This window comes from Xenorhabdus yunnanensis (genome assembly GCF_028598805.1).
Classification (GTDB): Bacteria; Pseudomonadota; Gammaproteobacteria; order Enterobacterales; family Enterobacteriaceae; genus Xenorhabdus; species Xenorhabdus yunnanensis.
In genome coordinates this window covers 1-15,005 of record NZ_JAQRFI010000064.1, presented here as the reverse complement: position 1 = coordinate 15,005, position 15,005 = coordinate 1, and the positions used below count along the sequence as shown (strand labels likewise).

The following is a 15,005-nucleotide window of genomic DNA, read 5'->3' as shown; positions in this document are numbered from 1 at the left end:
CTCACAGATACAAAAAAGCCACTCGTCTAAGAGTGGCCTAATGTGCTGATTTAACAGCTAAAATTTGGTGGCCCCTGCTGGACTTGAACCAGCGACCAAGCGATTATGAGTACCGTGAATGGTATCGGTAAATCATATATTTATGCTTAAAAACAATAAGTTAAATTAAAATAAAGTTCAATATTATTCAATATTTCTTTTTTGTTGCGACACTTTTGCGACATTTTATGCAGAGGGTCATTTTTTGGAAACTAGGTTTTGAAGGGGGGTGGGTAAAACAGCAAAATTATCATAAGATTTTAGTTCATTAAAAATATTACAATTCCAGTATTCGCAATGACAATAGAACCAAAAGCGACGATCAGGGGAGATTCTATTTTGAAGCATAATTTTTGCAGTTTTTTGTGAATCTTCTTCTTTTATTGTTTTTATTTTGCGTAGAATTTCAGCAAATACTATGCTTTCATTTTCAAAATAGTTTTTGTTTTTTACCACTTTATAGGCAAGATTCCATATTTCGTCACTATTATCAATACGTTTTTCCCCGTATGCTAGACCATACAGGTGGTTATTCTGTACCGACATTCTAACTTGGTACTGTAGATAACCAAAAACACAATTTTGTTCAACTTTAACTCCTTGTACCTTGTTTGGATTCATATCCATTACATCATTTAGAGTTTTTGTTAATAACATAATATGATCAAAATTTTTTGTTATCTCAGCTTCTCTTAGTTGATTGTCATTATTTCTCTGCATTGTTTTTAAAGTTTGGATAAGAACAATAATACTTCCAATGGTCGCCAATGGCCCCCAAACTCCCCCAACCAAAGAGCCAAAAGCTGCCCAGTCTCCACTGTTATTAGATAACGAGTTATTGAATGTGTGAAAATAAGCACCAAGAGGAATACAAGCAAAAGCAAGTAAAACCAATAAATACCAATACTCTTTAGAAGGTTCTTTTATATATTTGTTATAAAAATTTTTTATATGCTTGCTGATAGTTTCTTTCATATAACCATCCGTGATAGTGGGTTGAGCTTTACTGCATCATCAAGATGCTCAGGGGCGAAGTGAGAATACCGCATTGTCATTTTTATATCAGTATGCCCAAGTATCCTTTGCAGTACCAAAATGTTGCCGCCGTTCATCATAAAATGACTGGCAAAAGTGTGTCTTAAAACGTGGGATAGCTGGCCGTCTGGCAATTCAATCTTAGCCCGGTTTATTGCTGATCTGAATGCGTAATAACAAGGGGTAAACAGTTTCCCTTTCTTACTACTCTTAGTATAAATCTCATCATACAAATCTTGGCTAATAGGTACGGTTCGATTACGCTTGCCTTTGGTTTTAATAAAAGTAATTTTATTCGGCGTTATTTGCGAGCGTTGTAAAGTTTCGGCCTCAGCCCATCTTGCGCCAGTTGATAGCGCTATCTTAACTACCAGAGATAAATCTTTAGCACTGCTCTCTTCACAGGCTTTGAATAAGTCAGCGATCTGTTCATGGGTCAGAAAGGCCATTTCAGATTCATCAGTTCTGAACGCCCTGACATTCTCAAGAGGGTTATCACCTTCCCATTCACCCAATCTCTTTAACTCATTAAAAACAGCAAGAAAGTAGGATAGTTCAAGGTTTACCGTGCGGGGTGCAACTGTCTCGACACGTTTAGTTCTGGATAGTTTTCCGGAAAGCCTTTGCTCTCTATATTTGGAAAACAGTTGCGCAGTGAATTCGGTAGCAAGTGGATCACCCATGCATTCACTTGCCCAAAGCATCGTAGTGTGTCGCCTTGCTCCATCACCTAACGTAACGCCATGCGCTTTATACCAAATATCTATTAAGTCACGTAATCTACGAGTGTCTTTGGTATTACTTTCTACCCACGGCTTACCATTGAGTTTATCTAACTCATAGCGTTCGTAAGCTAATGCCTCACCTTTTGTAGCGAATTTTTTGCGGACACGCTTACCTTTTTTGCCATCAGAACGATCTTCTGAATAGAAATCGGCAATCCATTCTCCGGTGGTTAACTTTCTTACTGTCATTGCATTACCCGTCGATAGAGCATTTACCAATAACACGGCCAAGGATATTGATATCATCCAAATTGCAATCAAAAGCCATGCCCACACCAGAAACCCTTACTCGTTTAACAGGGATTCGGGTAAGTTCTCGAAAGCTAACTTTTCCTTCAATATCAACAAGCCATTGACCGTCATAAACATCAGCAAACTTGCGATCAATAATATAGTGAATTTTGTTATCAAGTACGCTGATGGGGTCTTTGGGAAATTGAACACCTGCGCTGAAAAGGACTTTATCAAACATCACATAACCAGACTGATAGAGTTGTCCATCAACTAATTTATGATTGCTTAATTTCAATATATCTAACGTTTCATCATCAAATTTTTTACCTTGACCAGTAACTAACCACTCTAAGCAAATACCTGTTTCAGCCATACAGCGAACAACCATATCAGCAGGAAAGCCCGGTCTTCTATATCTACCAGACAAACTACTAGCAGCCATTTCAAAGTGGTCAGCTAACATCATTTTTGATGAAAAACCATAGGCTTCCATAATCCTGTCTAGTACTTCAGTATTATTTTCATTCGGTTGAAAGTTAAATTTGCTCATAAAACACTCGCTACCTCTGTTCATTTTGAAAATTAACCTATTGACACTTTTCAAAATGAAAAGTAAATTTACATGGTAAGTTCCAAATTGGAAATTTTTAGCAATATTTGGCGATATTTAAGATAATGAAACTTAGGAGTTTGCCGTATGCGTCCAAAAATTACAATTTCTATCCCTGAGCCCTATCTGCCTCTAGATGAGTACTGTCGTCGTACGGGTACAAAACTTGGTACTGCTCGCCGTCTTATTGAGTATGGCAAATTACCCATAAAACCCAAGGGCGATCAGAAAAAAGGATTGGTTGAGGTCAATATGGCTGCTCTTACCATCCAGGCACTCAGCGGTTACGAAGTTTCGCTTGAGCCGTAATATTTCGCTTTTGGAGAATTAACCTTGCGTTTAATACAGAGGTTAATGTGGCAGCAGGGATGAGAACATAATTAGTCTGAGGTCAGTATGAACGCATTAAAGCAACAGCAGCACCAATACAAACTAACCAGTGAGTCGTTCTATACAAAGCAAGGTAACGGATTTGTTTTCCCAATCGTCTTATGTTCCGTTGCTTATTTTATTTTGTTTCTAATTAGGTGAGGTTTTTATGAACAAGGAATACCAAATGGAATCAACAGAACAACGCGCTTTTCCAATGAATTTTGAAACGCGTGTTAATGGATTAAATCAACTGGCTCAAATCAGGGCGAAACTTTTTAAATCTGCCAATGAACAGTTGTCTGCCTTTATTGATGAAATGCGTGATAAACGCAATGAACATTACGCTGATAATATCCGTCTGTTAGGCGCTATGTTCTATCTTGCCCATATTCCTAAAGAGCGGCATAAACTGGAATTAGACCAATTTACCCGTGAAGAAAAGAATAGCCTTGTAAAGGCAGCTAATTTAATTAAAGCAGCGGGGGCATTATTGCCAAATAATTTATCACTACCTAATTAAATAATAATAAATACCGATTTAATTTTAATGGCGTCAACACGTCAGGGAATCCCTTTATCTAAAAATAGGAAATAAAAAAATGAATATACCCGACCCTATATTTACCCCTGCTGAAATAAACACCGATGATCATGCGGTTATTATTGAACATTGCATCAAACAAAATCGTGAAGATGAAAGACGTGTCAGGGCAGATGGTCACGCTTCTCGTCTGCGTCATTTTGCCATGATTGCGAAACGCGATCGCTTAGATTGCGATGCCATTGTCAGCCTGCTGGAAAGCGAGGCCAGTGAAATAGAGCGTCAGGCGCAAGAGTGGAACTATGTTTGATGTCGATATTGATTACGCCTGCCAACAGGCTGAAGAAATACTGGTACGCAGAATTGCACAACATGTAAACCGTCCCGTAGGTATTTCTGCATTTGAATGTAAAGACTGCGGCGAACCCATTATTGAAATACGCCGTATTCAGGTTCTTGGTTGTTCCCGCTGTGTGGATTGTCAGGCTGATTTTGAATTAATTAATAAACATTATCGGAGTTAATAAAATGAATATGAAAACAATACGTAATTTAGGAATAAGAAGTGTTGATTTTAACGTTATAAGTAGTGGTGATAAAAAAGCTGTATTTAGAATGAATGACCATGAATATAAAAAGGGCGATTTTCTTGGGTTGTATGAAGTTGATGATAACGACAATTTAACTGATGATTTTATTATCGTAAAAGTTAGTAACGTCGAAGTCATTGATAGCGATTTGTATCCGCATATCGGCGGAGAATTTGTTTTACTTTCGTTTGAATTATCTTCTCTGAATTGCGTGCTTGCATGAGCATTGTAGAAAAAGCAAAACAATATAGCAGTAAATTTCAGCCAGAGATGCCATACAGTGCAACTCTGGCTGAACGCGTTTCTTTGCCGTGGGATAAACCTACCCAGCCGATAGCAAGAGCACTTCCGACTTACGCGGAGCAATACCAGAAAGAAGAAGAACACCGCGCGCAGGTAAAGGAGAATAAAGCGCGTGCTCATATGCAGGACTTATACCGGGAACTCAAAAAGCAACCGATGATGGTTCGTCTTGATGTTCAGTACCGAGCTAATGTTTTAGAAAAAGAGCAAGGGCTTTATCGTGCTGAGGCTTTTTTATCTAAGACATTCGTTGATCGCATCTTACCCAGAGTTAATTTGGTGACCGGGCGCTACCAGATTCAGGAAGTTGAAGCGGATAATGCGCTTTATATGGCACGGTTTAACCGTATTCCTGATATGTCACGGGAAGATATCGAACTACTGGCGACTGATATTGCTGAATTTGTGACTGCGAAATTGCAGACGGTCGCAGATGATATGCCATCAGAAGACGGAGATCTGAAAAGAGCATATGTTTTATACATGCGTGCAGCGTCTATTACCAAAGCCTACCGTCAGGATGTACCTTACTGGGATAATCTGACGGGCCGTTTTTTTGATGAAAAGCAGGCTATCGCGGCCATTTCTCGCATGACCTTAGATAAATGGTGGTTAGGTCGCCTGCGCCGTCTGGCGACAGCATGGCGCGAGCACTTACAGATCTCCATTAACCGCGTTAGTAAGAAAAGCAGTATCTATGCCAGCAAGATGGCCATTTCCGAATGGAAAGAGCAGAAGCATCGCACGAAAGAATTTATCAAGTCGATGGAGCTGGAAGATGAAGAAGGCAACCGCGTCAGTCTGATTGATAAATATTATGGAAGTGTGGCCAATCCCGCGATCCGCCGTACTGAAATGATGGTACGTATCCGGGGCTTTGAAAATATCTGTAATGAACTGGGCTATGTTGCCGAGTTCTACACGCTGACCGCCCCCTCTAAATACCACGCTACTACCCGACACGGACACCGGAACCGCAAGTGGAACGGATGCAGCCCGGCTGATACGCAGAAATATTTAAGCGGTGTCTGGGCAAAAATCAGGGCCAAATTGCATCGCAATGATTTGCGTATCTTCGGCATCCGCGTTGCTGAACCTCACCACGATGGCACACCGCATTGGCATATGCTGTTTTTTATGCAGCCAGACCAAGCAGAACAGGTGCGCAATATCATGCGTGAATATGCCTTGCAGGAAGACAGCCACGAGCTGCGGACTGAAAAAGCCCTGAAAGCGCGGTTTCATGCTGAGGAGATCGACCCAGAAAAGGGCTCTGCAACGGGCTATGTAGCGAAATACATTTCTAAAAATATTGATGGCTACGCAATGGACGACGAACTGGATGATGAAAGCGGCCGACCTGTTAAGGATGCTGCTGTTGCTGCCAGTGCTTGGGCTTCGCGTTGGCGTATACGTCAGTTTCAGTTTGTGGGTGGTGCGCCAGTGACGGTTTACCGTGAACTGCGCCGCATGGCAGATCATGATGCAGCAATGGATTTAAGTGCTGAATTTGCCGCTGTACATGATGCGGCTGATAACGGTGATTGGGCAAATTATATCAATGCGCAGGGTGGCCCTTTTGTGCGCCGTGACGATTTGGTTGCGCGCCTGTGGTATGAGACGGAGCAGGAAACTAACGCCCACGGTGAGGATGTGATCCGGATTAAAGGGATTTTTTCGCCTTTAGTGGGTGTGAATACCCCGATTTTAACGCGTCTCAAAAGCTGGAAGATTGTGCCGAAGTTAGCCGAAGCGTCAGCGGAGGCTGGTTTTAGCGATGCGCCCGCATCGCCTAGGAGTTCTGTCAATAACTGTACGGAGGCACGAAGTACGATTAATACTGCTACCTCAAACAGTGATCTGTGTTTGGAAGAATTCGAGCGGAGCTGGTATCAGATGAGTGAGCGAGAAAAGTTAGGGCGTGTCTATGAATCAGCCAAATTGTACGGTTTAGAAGTCAGTGAGCTGATGGCGAAGGGATTATTACGGGGTAATAGCATGACGGTAGAAGGGCAATATTATCGATTATCGATGTTTGGCCATCTGATCAAGGATAAACCGCCGTATGTTGAAAGAACAAAAAGTATCCTGAATAAATTAAGCGAAAATTTAGGTTTAGGTATTGATGTTAAAGACATTTTGCGAAACCCAAAAGCGCATTATCAGGGATTATTAGCGAAAATTTCTGGAAATATTGGATAAGTCACATAATTAACTATTTCTTAATGAAATTAATGCAAATGATAATTATATTAACTCGTGTCTGTTCATATATACAGTATGGCAAGTGTAATATAACGAATGGTAGGGATATGATGTCTGACTCTTTGGATTACTTGGTTTTTTTAGAACGTATTGAGTTTCTTTCTCGGATGGGTGGTTTGGATAATTTTAATGATAAAGATAGGCAAGTGGTGCTGAATTGGATATGGGAACTGGTCGAACAGGCCAAAAGTGAAATGATAATAATAGAAAAGCCACTCAATAGTGGCTCAACACTGAACTTATGCGGCAGGGGTCTGCAACAAATCTAACGCCATCTGGCGCTGTTGCGGATTGAGGTTGTTAATCACGGTCTGCAACAGGATATCGCCTGTTTTGGCACTGGGGCTGAGGGTGTGTGAAAACGTCAGATTCATCACAAAAGTGTGACCGCATTCCACATCTGAACACGAACAATAAATATCAGCAATTTGGTGGTGCATCCGGTTGGTTTTGCGAATGACGGATTTAGCGCCGCACTCAGGACAGATTATTTTTAATACACGCATGTTCCTTATCCCTAATGTGTCGATTTTCCTCGATTTTACCATTTTCTTGCTCATTCTGCACCCGAACTTCCGTTATCTTGTTGAAAACGGATATGTAATATTTCGGGGAGTTCACGGCTGTTGATGGCATTCATGAACATGTTCTGTACGGGGATAACCTCATCCTTGCGGTAAGCATCACGGGCTTTTTCCGGGTCGCCCAGACCGCCGGCATTGGTCGGGATAATGCCTGCCAGTCCCGCCGGGAATCGGTGCGCGGTCAGCACATCCTGCGAACTGATGCTTTTCACATTGGCAAACTCATCATTGGCGGAAATATCCCCGACCGGAATAAATTTAATGCCGTCCGGATCGCCATTGGGAATGCTCACAAACATCGTTTCAAAGTTGCCGATGCCCTTGCTTTGTGCCAGCTTGTTCTCAATTTCTTTTTCGGCTTCATCCGAGATATTCGGGTCATTGATGTAAATCATGCCGCCTGTATGCCCGCCGTTGTGGTAGTAGCGGCGGCGAAAGATAGTCGCTTCCGAGTTGAGCAAAGCCGCATGAATGCCGCCGATATAATCCGGCAGGCCATAAACCTGCTGCTGGGGATCATACTGCCTGATAAAAATCACCTCTTCCGGGGTGTAAACCAATGGCTCACCTTCCTGCAAGATCACAAAATCCCCGTCCTTGCGGCGGCGCAGGTAAAGGGACGGCAAGACCTCCAGTCTGACGATATCGCCCCAGAAGTTACGCACTTTCAGGAGGGCCACATCCCCGAAAATCAGGAAGTTCATCATGGCTGACCGGAATTGCTCATGGGTCAGCCCGCCACCGAGATAATCCGAGGCAATCATATTGTGCCGGGCATAGAGAACGCCACCATGCTGCCCGTTCATATTGGTCAGTTGCGCCAGTGCCAGACGGTCAATCGGCAACGTGTAGTGATCATAATCATTGTCATACCAGATTTTCTGGTAATCCGTCATGGAAGTGAGTATCGGTTCGGGTTTACCCAGTGTGATAATGCTCATTTTCCGTTGCGAATGCAGGTTGTGTGACGCTTTGGCGTGCTTCCTGAACTTTCTTTTGCTCATTGTGTAGCCTTTGAAAATGAATATTTAGAAGTGCGTTTCTTCTCGTAGTTAAGCGGTTCATTCATCAGGGCGTGGGCAATGGCCCAGAACACATCAGCGTGCCCGGTTTCCTGCGAACGGTCAGCCACAAAGGTCATTGCGCCCCCTTTGCTTGTGGTGGTGTGCCGGATAGCTAAGAATGAAGCCAGGATTTCTTTTTGTTCCCCGTCCCACTCAAGGCGTTCTTCACTGACCACATCGATCATCTTCATCACCAGTTGGTTTTTGCTCTGCTGGCTGTAGTGAATGGCCTGCGTTTGCCGTGGGGCGAAGTCCTGCACCATCTCATAAACCCCGTGTCCAATGCCCGTGGTATCAACGCCGATATGGGTAAAGCGATAACGCTTGAACAATTCTTCAATCAGTTTGGCCTGATGCTTCCAGTTCATCCCCTGCCAGTAGTATGTTGCTAACACGCGAAAGGGTTCGCCCGCCATCAACGGTGGGGCTATAATCACAAAAGTAGACGTATCCCCGGAGCGGGCCGGGTCGAAGCCGCCCCAGACTTCACGCTCACCAAACGGGCGCGAGGCATCAGGGTCGTGATCTTCCCAGAGATTGATATCTACGCCGCATTTTTCCAGTTGGTGATATTTAAAGACGGATGCGCCGCTGTCCACAAACTGGCACATATAGAGCATGTTAAAGGTGTCTGCATTGTACTTGTTGCGCAGGCGGTCGATATTGGCAAGGTTAAACCCGCCTTTGACAGCATCTTCCAGCGTAATGACATAGCGCCACTGATCATCAGGACAGTCACGCCCGCCATCACGCAGCTCATTGAAAGCAGGAAAGACCACATTCTTACGTTTAGCATCGCTACCGCGCCACTCGTCACCCATCCAGAACGGGTAAGCTGGATGCGTTTTGGCGCTGGGGGTTGAAAAGTAAGTGGTTCGCCAACGGTCATGGGTCGCCATTGCGGAAGCGACCTCATTCATGCGCTTAAAGTCAGGCACCCAAAAATATTCGTCACAATATAAATGTCCGGCATAACCCTGAACGGTATTTTTATTGGTGGATAAGAAGCGCAGTTCCGCACCATTGCTCAGGCGAATCGGGTTACCTGTCAGGGTGACACCGAAAAATTGTTCGGCAATATTGACGATATAGGAGCGAAAGACCTCCGCTTGCGGTTTGGACGCCGACATAAATATTTGTGGGTCACCTGTCAGCACCGCGTTTTCGAAGGCTTCAAAGGAAAAATACCACGTAGCCCCAACCTGTCGGCTCTTGAGAATATTTCTGAGTCGTTTAGCAATATTGTTGCGTAAATGCTTCTGATAACCGAAGAGCTGTTCATCAGCAAATTGCTGAAAATCTTCTTCTGTCAGCGCTGAAATATCATTTTTACGCTGGCGTTTCTTTTTCTTCGGCTCACCGTCTCCGGTAGCAACGTAATCACCCTCATTGCCCGATTGTGCCCGTGCTTTAATGTCAGCCAGTTTTTCTTTGTGCTTATTCTCCTGCGCCATCAGTTTCACATGATGGACAATCAGGCGGTCGAGTTCGTCCAGCTCTACAGTATTTTTATCATTGCGTTCACTGAGCAAGGCAATACGGCGGTTGACCGCCTCAATCACACTTTCATGGCTGAGCATATCCGCCCAGTGCCATTTTTCCGCCCAATAGTAAACGATCCGTCGATTGGGCAGATTGAGTTCACCGGCAATTTCAGCCGGGGTATAGCGGCGCAGGTACAGCGACTTTGCCACTTTAATTAATTCATCTGAATATTTGGCCATTCTTCCTTTTCCTGACTATCCTTTATTTCTCAGTCCTCATTATGCAGGGCTAATTTTCCCCTTACGCCCAATCAACTTCGGTTCAATTCGGTTATGCGCCATATCCGAATTCAATCGCATTGCGCCTGTCGCAGCATTTTTTTGAATCCGCAATACTGTGAGGGAAGCAACGATAAGGAATGCGATATGTCTCAGTTAATGACGAACTGGATATGTATTGCCATGGAGGGCGACACGGTTGATGGCCGGGTGATGGAACCGCAGTGGATTCTGGATGCCGCCGAACTCTACGACCCTCAACTGTATACCGCCCGAATCTGGCCGGAACACGACCGCTGGTTTGGGGCGATGGGGGAAGTGCTCGCGGTCAAGGCTGAACACGGGGAAGACGGGGCTTTGCGTCTCTATGCACAACTACGACCTAATCACCGCTTGTTGGATGCCAACCGGGACGGCCAACTGTTATTCACCTCAGTGGAGTTTACGCCGAACGGTAATTTTCGCGGCACAGGCAAAACCTATCTGGAAGGACTGGCAGTTACTGATTCGCCAGCGAGTGTAGGTACAACACGCTTACAGTTCAGTAAAAAGAAAAAATTTCATCGGTCAGGCACGTATAAGCCGCTGGTGATTGACGAAGTTAAACAAATTAAGGAAAGCAAGATGGCAAAGGCCAAAAAAGGATGGAGAAGCTTTTTTAACATGGAAGAGCCGGAAGAAACCCCCGCTGAAACCACGGGTGACGATGCGTTGCAGGCTATCGCGGAGGCGTTGGCCGAAATGGATAAGCGAATGACCGCCGTCGAAAGCAAGCTGGCCTCCACGGAACAGGTTGTGGAAGAAGTGCAGGAAGATGTGGAAACCGTCAAAGAAGTGGTGGATACCGAAGATTTTGCCTGCCTGCGCGATAACTTGTCAAAGATTGTGAAAAACTTCGGCAAGCTAGACACGCTGGCAACCCGTGTGCCGTCACGCAATCCGAAAGGCAACAAAAACAAGAACTTTAATTACCTGTAACGCTTGATAGAGCAAAGGAAAGCGCTATGCAATTAAATCAACGGGCACGCGGCTATTTGCAGAACTATTCTGCGGGATTGGCTGACGCCTACGAGGTTGCGGATACCTCACGTTATTTCGCCCTGAGTGACCCCAAAGAAACCGCTCTGCGCAGTGCGCTGCTGGAATCGGTCGATTTTCTGGGCATGATTACCTGTGCCGATGTGGATCACCTCTCCGGGCAGGTGGTGTCAGTCGGTAATCCGGGACTCTTTACCGGACGCAAAAAAGATGGCCGTTTTATGCGTGCCACGGGCATTGATGGTAATGAGTATAAATTGGTGGAAACCGATTCTGGCGCTGCGCTGAAATGGGATTTGTTGTCCATCTGGGCGAACTCCGGCAGTGAACAGGAATTTTTCCAGCGTATGCAGGCATTTACCAATGAATCGTTTGCATTGGATATGCTGCGTGTCGGCTTTAACGGCCAGCGCGTGGCGGAGACAACCAAACCGAACGAGAACCCGAACGGGGAAGATGTGAATATAGGCTGGCATGAGATTGCCAAAAAATGGAATGAAGGCTCGCAGGTTGTTACTACGCCAGTAACATTGGATGAACACGGTGATTTTAGATCACTGGATTCAATGGCTTCAGCGCTGATTAACACCTGCATTCCACAGCAGTTCCGCCATGATCCCCGTTTAGTGGTACTGGTGGGGGCGGATTTGGTTGCCGCTGAGCAATACCGACTTTATCAGGCAGCAACCAAACCGACAGAAAAGATTGCTGCTCAGATGCTGGAAAGCACGATTGCCGGACGTCCATCAATGATACCGCCATTTATGCCGGGTAAACGTATGGTAGTGACCATGCTGCCGAACCTGCAAATTCTGACCCAGCGCAATACCCGTCAGCGTAAAGCGGAATTTGTGGACGATCGCAAGCAGTTCGAAAACAAATACCTGCGCAATGAAGGCTACGCGATTGAAACGCCAGAGTTGTACGCGGCTTATGATGAAAAGGCGGTGACGATTGGTAAGGTGGTTGAACCGGCTGAAACCTTGAGTAAAGACTAATGCTATCCCCTGTTCAACGACACCGGGCAGAAGTAGAACTTCGCCAGAAAATAGCACGGCAGCAAGCGGTTACCATTGCCGATGGCGCAATAATGCCCCTGCAAGCCCGTGCCATTGAGCAGGATGTGAAGCGGCTGCGCCAGCTCACGCTGACAGCAGAAAAGGTCGAAATGAAGCGGCGGGAACTGCTGCCCAATTATCTGCCGACAGCACAGCGCTATCTGGATGAGGGCGAAGTATACCGCAATCCGATTTTCGCCTACTGCGTGATTTGGTTATTTGATATCGGGGAATTCAGTCAGGGACTGGACTGGGCGGATATCGCCATTGAGCAGGGACAGCTCACCCCCGATAATTTTCGCAGCGGTTTTCCGGCGTTCGTGGCCGACACCGTGTTGCTTTGGGCACAACGGGAAGCCGAAGCCGGGAACTCCGTGGAACCCTATTTTTCACGGACATTTCACAATGTCACCGAGAAATGGAAAGTTCACGAGAAAATCAAAGCGAAATACTACAAATTCGCGGCGTTAAGCCTGTTAAAAGGGGATAACGCCGACATTAAGGCAAGTAGCGTGGACAGTCCGGAGGTGCTGGCGCAGGCCGATAGCTGGCTGGCAAAGGCCCATCAATGCAATCCGGCATCGGGGGTAAAAACCTATCGGCACCGCATTGCTGCCCGCTTGCGGGCACTGACAAACGAAACGCTTAACCTTAATCAATAACGACTACCGCAAGCCGGAGCGGGCACGGTGGAGGCAAAGCCATCAGGCATTTGGCCGTGGAAACCGGACAGCCCGCTTTTTCTTCAGGGAGGAACGCACCATGTTTAATGGCAATACCGTGGATTACCGGGACGCGCCGCTGACCAATGACGGCTTCTGGCCGGATTTGAACCTAGAGGAGTTTCAGGTTAATCGCAAGCTGCCTGCGGATTTGGATAACGATATGCTCGCCAATGCGCTGCTGGCGACCGTGGCCGAGATTAATCTTGATTTACAGCACCTGAAATCCCGTTTGCAGGCCAAAGGTTATCAGTCTGCTGCGGTTGTACCGGGTATCTCGATTAACGGCAATAACGCGCTAGTCAGTCAGTATAAAAAGGCGGTTTATGCCCGGGCAAAGGCCGATTTACTGGGGGAATACACCTCATTAGTCAGCCGTGCCCCCAATCCGGGGCAGGAAAGCCCCGAAGTGCAAAAACGCCTGCTGGCTGAGGCCGCTGTGGTACTGCGAAACATGAAAGGGCAAGGACGCACAACGGTACGTTTGATATGAGCAAATTGCAGCAACTCACCGCATTTTTGCGGGAAAACCTGCCAAAACGGATTTGTGAAACCGAATTTACCAGTGAAATGGACGAAATCCGCTTTATTCCGGCGCAACGGGATTTAGGGCTGGGGCAATACCAGTTTTTCATTCAGCAGTATGAGGCGGTCATTGCATGGGGGCGCTTTCCCTATCGGGAATGTGATCCACGCAATATCCCTTTGCTGATTGATATCTGGCTGACCGAACAGGGCGACAGTGTGAATGAGGCCAATGTTGAGCAGGAACGGCCCAGCTTAACAGTGGAATTAGACGGTGATACTGCGGTTGTCGTGGTGTCACTGTCACTGGCTGAACCCGTGTCGATACGCGAAGACCCCAAGGGTATTATTCCGTTCGATAACAAACGTTGGTCGCTGGCCGAGCCGGAAATCTGGTTTGCTGAACAAGGTGCAGTACACAGTGTTGATGAAACCGGGGCGCGGATTGGGAAAGCATCATGATTGTGAATGGCCAGTTGAATCAATCTCAGCTAAAAGAGCTGAAAAAAGCCGTTAACAGCCTTGAGCTGCCACCCAAAAAGCGACAACGCCTGCTATGGCGCATTGCAAAGTACGGGGTGATTCAGGCAGCAAAACGCAATGTGCGTAACCAGCAATCACCAGACGGGGAAAGCTGGCCAGCCAGAAAAGGCCCGTGGCGCAAAAAGATGTTGCGTAATTTACCGAAATTACTGCATATCCGGGAAATGCCCGAAATAGGGGCTGTGCGTCTTTACCTGCAAGGCGGACGTTACCGCAATGGCAATAATCCCGTATCAGCCGGATTGGTCGGCGGTGTACAGCAACATGGGATGCGGGCGCGAGTAAGCCGAAAATCGGCATCAGACGGGAATAAGACAAAAGCCGTTGATTTAACACGGAAAGCAACCATTAAGCAGGCCAAAAAATTACGGGATTTGGGCTATCAGGTTAAGAAAGGGAAAAGGTTGCGTAAACCCACCATTAAAGAAATCACTGAAAAGATGCTCTTTATCAAGGCCGGGGAAAAAATCCGCAAACTAAGCGGTAAAGCAGCCAAAAGCTCGTGGACAGTGGATGTGCCTGCCCGTGCATTCTTAGGCATGAATGACGACGAGTTCAGCAAAGCGCTGGCTCGCCAGCTACAAGGGATTGGATATGGCGCAGGGTAAGCGCCTTAATAAGGGATGACATTATGTGGCCACATGTTCAGGTTAATCAGGTTAACCAACTGCAGGGCGAAACCAAGGAGATTGAACGGGTATTGCTGTTCGTGGGAACAGGCAAAACCAACGTCGGCAAGACCATTGCTATTAATACTCAGACCGATTTTGATGCGGTATTGGGAACGACTGATACCACCCTCAAGCGTCAGGTACGGGCAGCGATGGCAAACGCCGGGCAGAACTGGTCAGGGTACGTGCATATTCTGCCGGAACTGGCCGATGAACGGGCGTTCGTGGACGCGATTATTGCGGCACAGACTATCGCCAGTGTT

General features: G+C 46.1%; 20 protein-coding genes. 14 read left to right on the top strand and 6 right to left on the bottom strand.

Annotated elements, in window-relative coordinates; genetic code table 11:
• Positions 1-237 precede the first annotated feature (237 nt).
• Genes PSI23_RS18460 through PSI23_RS18450 form a run of 3 tightly spaced genes read right to left on the bottom strand, consistent with a single transcriptional unit; the run spans position 238 to position 2,643 of the window.
• Positions 238-1,014, bottom strand: a complete 777-nt coding sequence (locus PSI23_RS18460) for a hypothetical protein (RefSeq protein WP_273556449.1) — start codon at positions 1,012-1,014, stop codon at positions 238-240.
• The gene (locus tag PSI23_RS18455) at positions 1,011-2,048 is read right to left on the bottom strand and encodes a phage integrase (RefSeq protein ID WP_273556448.1); all 1,038 of its coding nucleotides are present in this window, start codon (positions 2,046-2,048) and stop codon (positions 1,011-1,013) included. The genes PSI23_RS18460 and PSI23_RS18455 overlap by 4 nt, the downstream gene beginning before the upstream one ends.
• A 4-nt stretch (positions 2,049-2,052) precedes the next feature.
• Positions 2,053-2,643, bottom strand: coding sequence for a phage repressor protein CI (locus PSI23_RS18450; RefSeq protein ID WP_273556447.1), 591 nt, complete (start codon positions 2,641-2,643; stop codon positions 2,053-2,055).
• A gap of 147 nt (positions 2,644-2,790) precedes the next feature.
• Here PSI23_RS18450 and PSI23_RS18445 point away from each other — a divergent pair, with 147 nt between their 5' ends.
• The 7 genes from PSI23_RS18445 to PSI23_RS18415 all read left to right on the top strand — a co-directional run bounded on the left by PSI23_RS18445 (position 2,791) and on the right by PSI23_RS18415 (position 7,043).
• Positions 2,791-3,012 carry a regulator gene (locus PSI23_RS18445; RefSeq protein WP_099117098.1) on the top strand — a complete coding sequence of 74 codons (222 nt, stop codon included), beginning with the start codon at positions 2,791-2,793 and terminating at the stop codon, positions 3,010-3,012.
• Between the two features lie 229 nt (positions 3,013-3,241).
• A complete protein-coding gene (locus PSI23_RS18440; protein WP_273556446.1) occupies positions 3,242-3,595 on the top strand; it encodes a DUF5347 family protein in 354 nt (117 codons plus the stop codon).
• A gap of 79 nt (positions 3,596-3,674) precedes the next feature.
• Positions 3,675-3,926 (top strand): DUF2732 family protein, encoded by a 252-nt coding sequence (locus PSI23_RS18435; protein WP_273556445.1) that lies wholly within the window; start codon positions 3,675-3,677, stop codon positions 3,924-3,926.
• Positions 3,919-4,140 (top strand): TraR/DksA C4-type zinc finger protein, encoded by a 222-nt coding sequence (locus tag PSI23_RS18430; RefSeq protein ID WP_273556444.1) that lies wholly within the window; start codon positions 3,919-3,921, stop codon positions 4,138-4,140. Before PSI23_RS18435 ends, PSI23_RS18430 begins: the two co-directional genes overlap by 8 nt.
• Before the next feature lie 4 nt (positions 4,141-4,144).
• A complete protein-coding gene (locus PSI23_RS18425; RefSeq protein ID WP_273556443.1) occupies positions 4,145-4,429 on the top strand; it encodes a DUF3850 domain-containing protein in 285 nt (94 codons plus the stop codon).
• Positions 4,426-6,711, top strand: coding sequence for a replication endonuclease (locus PSI23_RS18420; RefSeq protein WP_273556442.1), 2,286 nt, complete (start codon positions 4,426-4,428; stop codon positions 6,709-6,711). Before PSI23_RS18425 ends, PSI23_RS18420 begins: the two co-directional genes overlap by 4 nt.
• A gap of 110 nt (positions 6,712-6,821) precedes the next feature.
• Positions 6,822-7,043 carry a hypothetical protein gene (locus tag PSI23_RS18415; protein ID WP_273556441.1) on the top strand — a complete coding sequence of 74 codons (222 nt, stop codon included), beginning with the start codon at positions 6,822-6,824 and terminating at the stop codon, positions 7,041-7,043.
• On the opposite strand, the gene PSI23_RS18410 is transcribed toward PSI23_RS18415, so the two are convergent.
• The 3 genes from PSI23_RS18410 to PSI23_RS18400 are packed head-to-tail and all read right to left on the bottom strand — an operon-like array spanning position 7,014 to position 10,146.
• Positions 7,014-7,334 (bottom strand): Ogr/Delta-like zinc finger protein, encoded by a 321-nt coding sequence (locus PSI23_RS18410; RefSeq protein ID WP_086110329.1) that lies wholly within the window; start codon positions 7,332-7,334, stop codon positions 7,014-7,016. The two genes, PSI23_RS18415 and PSI23_RS18410, sit on opposite strands and share 30 nt — an antisense overlap.
• Positions 7,331-8,362: a phage portal protein gene (locus PSI23_RS18405; protein WP_273556440.1), complete on the bottom strand. Its 1,032-nt coding sequence runs from the start codon at positions 8,360-8,362 to the stop codon at positions 7,331-7,333. The genes PSI23_RS18410 and PSI23_RS18405 overlap by 4 nt, the downstream gene beginning before the upstream one ends.
• Entirely contained in the window at positions 8,359-10,146 is a 1,788-nt protein-coding gene (locus PSI23_RS18400) for a terminase large subunit domain-containing protein (RefSeq protein WP_273556439.1), read from the bottom strand. Before PSI23_RS18400 ends, PSI23_RS18405 begins: the two co-directional genes overlap by 4 nt.
• Before the next feature lie 186 nt (positions 10,147-10,332).
• Here PSI23_RS18400 and PSI23_RS18395 point away from each other — a divergent pair, with 186 nt between their 5' ends.
• The 7 genes from PSI23_RS18395 to PSI23_RS18365 form a co-directional block, all read left to right on the top strand.
• Complete coding sequence (locus PSI23_RS18395; protein ID WP_273556438.1) at positions 10,333-11,163, top strand: GPO family capsid scaffolding protein; 831 nt, start codon at positions 10,333-10,335, stop codon at positions 11,161-11,163.
• A gap of 26 nt (positions 11,164-11,189) precedes the next feature.
• Positions 11,190-12,221 carry a phage major capsid protein, P2 family gene (locus PSI23_RS18390; protein ID WP_273556437.1) on the top strand — a complete coding sequence of 344 codons (1,032 nt, stop codon included), beginning with the start codon at positions 11,190-11,192 and terminating at the stop codon, positions 12,219-12,221.
• A complete protein-coding gene (gene gpM / locus PSI23_RS18385; protein ID WP_273556436.1) occupies positions 12,221-12,943 on the top strand; it encodes a phage terminase small subunit in 723 nt (240 codons plus the stop codon). Before PSI23_RS18390 ends, gpM begins: the two co-directional genes overlap by 1 nt.
• A 100-nt stretch (positions 12,944-13,043) precedes the next feature.
• Entirely contained in the window at positions 13,044-13,496 is a 453-nt protein-coding gene (locus PSI23_RS18380) for a head completion/stabilization protein (protein WP_273556435.1), read from the top strand.
• Complete coding sequence (locus tag PSI23_RS18375) at positions 13,493-13,990, top strand: phage tail protein (protein WP_273556434.1); 498 nt, start codon at positions 13,493-13,495, stop codon at positions 13,988-13,990. The genes PSI23_RS18380 and PSI23_RS18375 overlap by 4 nt, the downstream gene beginning before the upstream one ends.
• The gene (locus PSI23_RS18370) at positions 13,987-14,679 is read left to right on the top strand and encodes a phage virion morphogenesis protein (protein ID WP_273556433.1); all 693 of its coding nucleotides are present in this window, start codon (positions 13,987-13,989) and stop codon (positions 14,677-14,679) included. Before PSI23_RS18375 ends, PSI23_RS18370 begins: the two co-directional genes overlap by 4 nt.
• A gap of 23 nt (positions 14,680-14,702) precedes the next feature.
• A partial coding sequence (locus PSI23_RS18365; protein ID WP_306309631.1) for a DUF2586 family protein occupies positions 14,703-15,005 on the top strand: 303 nt, incomplete at its 3' end.

Bases quoted from the DNA above. Each gene is read 5' to 3' on its own strand.
- PSI23_RS18375 (WP_273556434.1), top strand. From the start codon at position 13,493: ATGAGCAAATTGCAGCAACTCACCGCATTTTTGCGGGAAAACCTGCCA.
- PSI23_RS18410 (WP_086110329.1), bottom strand. From the start codon at position 7,334: ATGAGCAAGAAAATGGTAAAATCGAGGAAAATCGACACATTAGGGATA.
- PSI23_RS18405 (WP_273556440.1), bottom strand. From the start codon at position 8,362: ATGAGCAAAAGAAAGTTCAGGAAGCACGCCAAAGCGTCACACAACCTG.
- PSI23_RS18415 (WP_273556441.1), top strand. From the start codon at position 6,822: ATGATGTCTGACTCTTTGGATTACTTGGTTTTTTTAGAACGTATTGAG.
- PSI23_RS18370 (WP_273556433.1), top strand. From the start codon at position 13,987: ATGATTGTGAATGGCCAGTTGAATCAATCTCAGCTAAAAGAGCTGAAA.
- PSI23_RS18420 (WP_273556442.1), top strand. From the start codon at position 4,426: ATGAGCATTGTAGAAAAAGCAAAACAATATAGCAGTAAATTTCAGCCA.
- PSI23_RS18460 (WP_273556449.1), bottom strand. From the start codon at position 1,014: ATGAAAGAAACTATCAGCAAGCATATAAAAAATTTTTATAACAAATAT.
- PSI23_RS18390 (WP_273556437.1), top strand. From the start codon at position 11,190: ATGCAATTAAATCAACGGGCACGCGGCTATTTGCAGAACTATTCTGCG.
- PSI23_RS18430 (WP_273556444.1), top strand. From the start codon at position 3,919: ATGTTTGATGTCGATATTGATTACGCCTGCCAACAGGCTGAAGAAATA.
- PSI23_RS18395 (WP_273556438.1), top strand. From the start codon at position 10,333: ATGTCTCAGTTAATGACGAACTGGATATGTATTGCCATGGAGGGCGAC.
- PSI23_RS18455 (WP_273556448.1), bottom strand. From the start codon at position 2,048: ATGACAGTAAGAAAGTTAACCACCGGAGAATGGATTGCCGATTTCTAT.
- PSI23_RS18400 (WP_273556439.1), bottom strand. From the start codon at position 10,146: ATGGCCAAATATTCAGATGAATTAATTAAAGTGGCAAAGTCGCTGTAC.
- PSI23_RS18380 (WP_273556435.1), top strand. From the start codon at position 13,044: ATGTTTAATGGCAATACCGTGGATTACCGGGACGCGCCGCTGACCAAT.
- PSI23_RS18450 (WP_273556447.1), bottom strand. From the start codon at position 2,643: ATGAGCAAATTTAACTTTCAACCGAATGAAAATAATACTGAAGTACTA.
- PSI23_RS18445 (WP_099117098.1), top strand. From the start codon at position 2,791: ATGCGTCCAAAAATTACAATTTCTATCCCTGAGCCCTATCTGCCTCTA.
- PSI23_RS18435 (WP_273556445.1), top strand. From the start codon at position 3,675: ATGAATATACCCGACCCTATATTTACCCCTGCTGAAATAAACACCGAT.
- gpM (WP_273556436.1), top strand. From the start codon at position 12,221: ATGCTATCCCCTGTTCAACGACACCGGGCAGAAGTAGAACTTCGCCAG.
- PSI23_RS18440 (WP_273556446.1), top strand. From the start codon at position 3,242: ATGAACAAGGAATACCAAATGGAATCAACAGAACAACGCGCTTTTCCA.
- PSI23_RS18425 (WP_273556443.1), top strand. From the start codon at position 4,145: ATGAATATGAAAACAATACGTAATTTAGGAATAAGAAGTGTTGATTTT.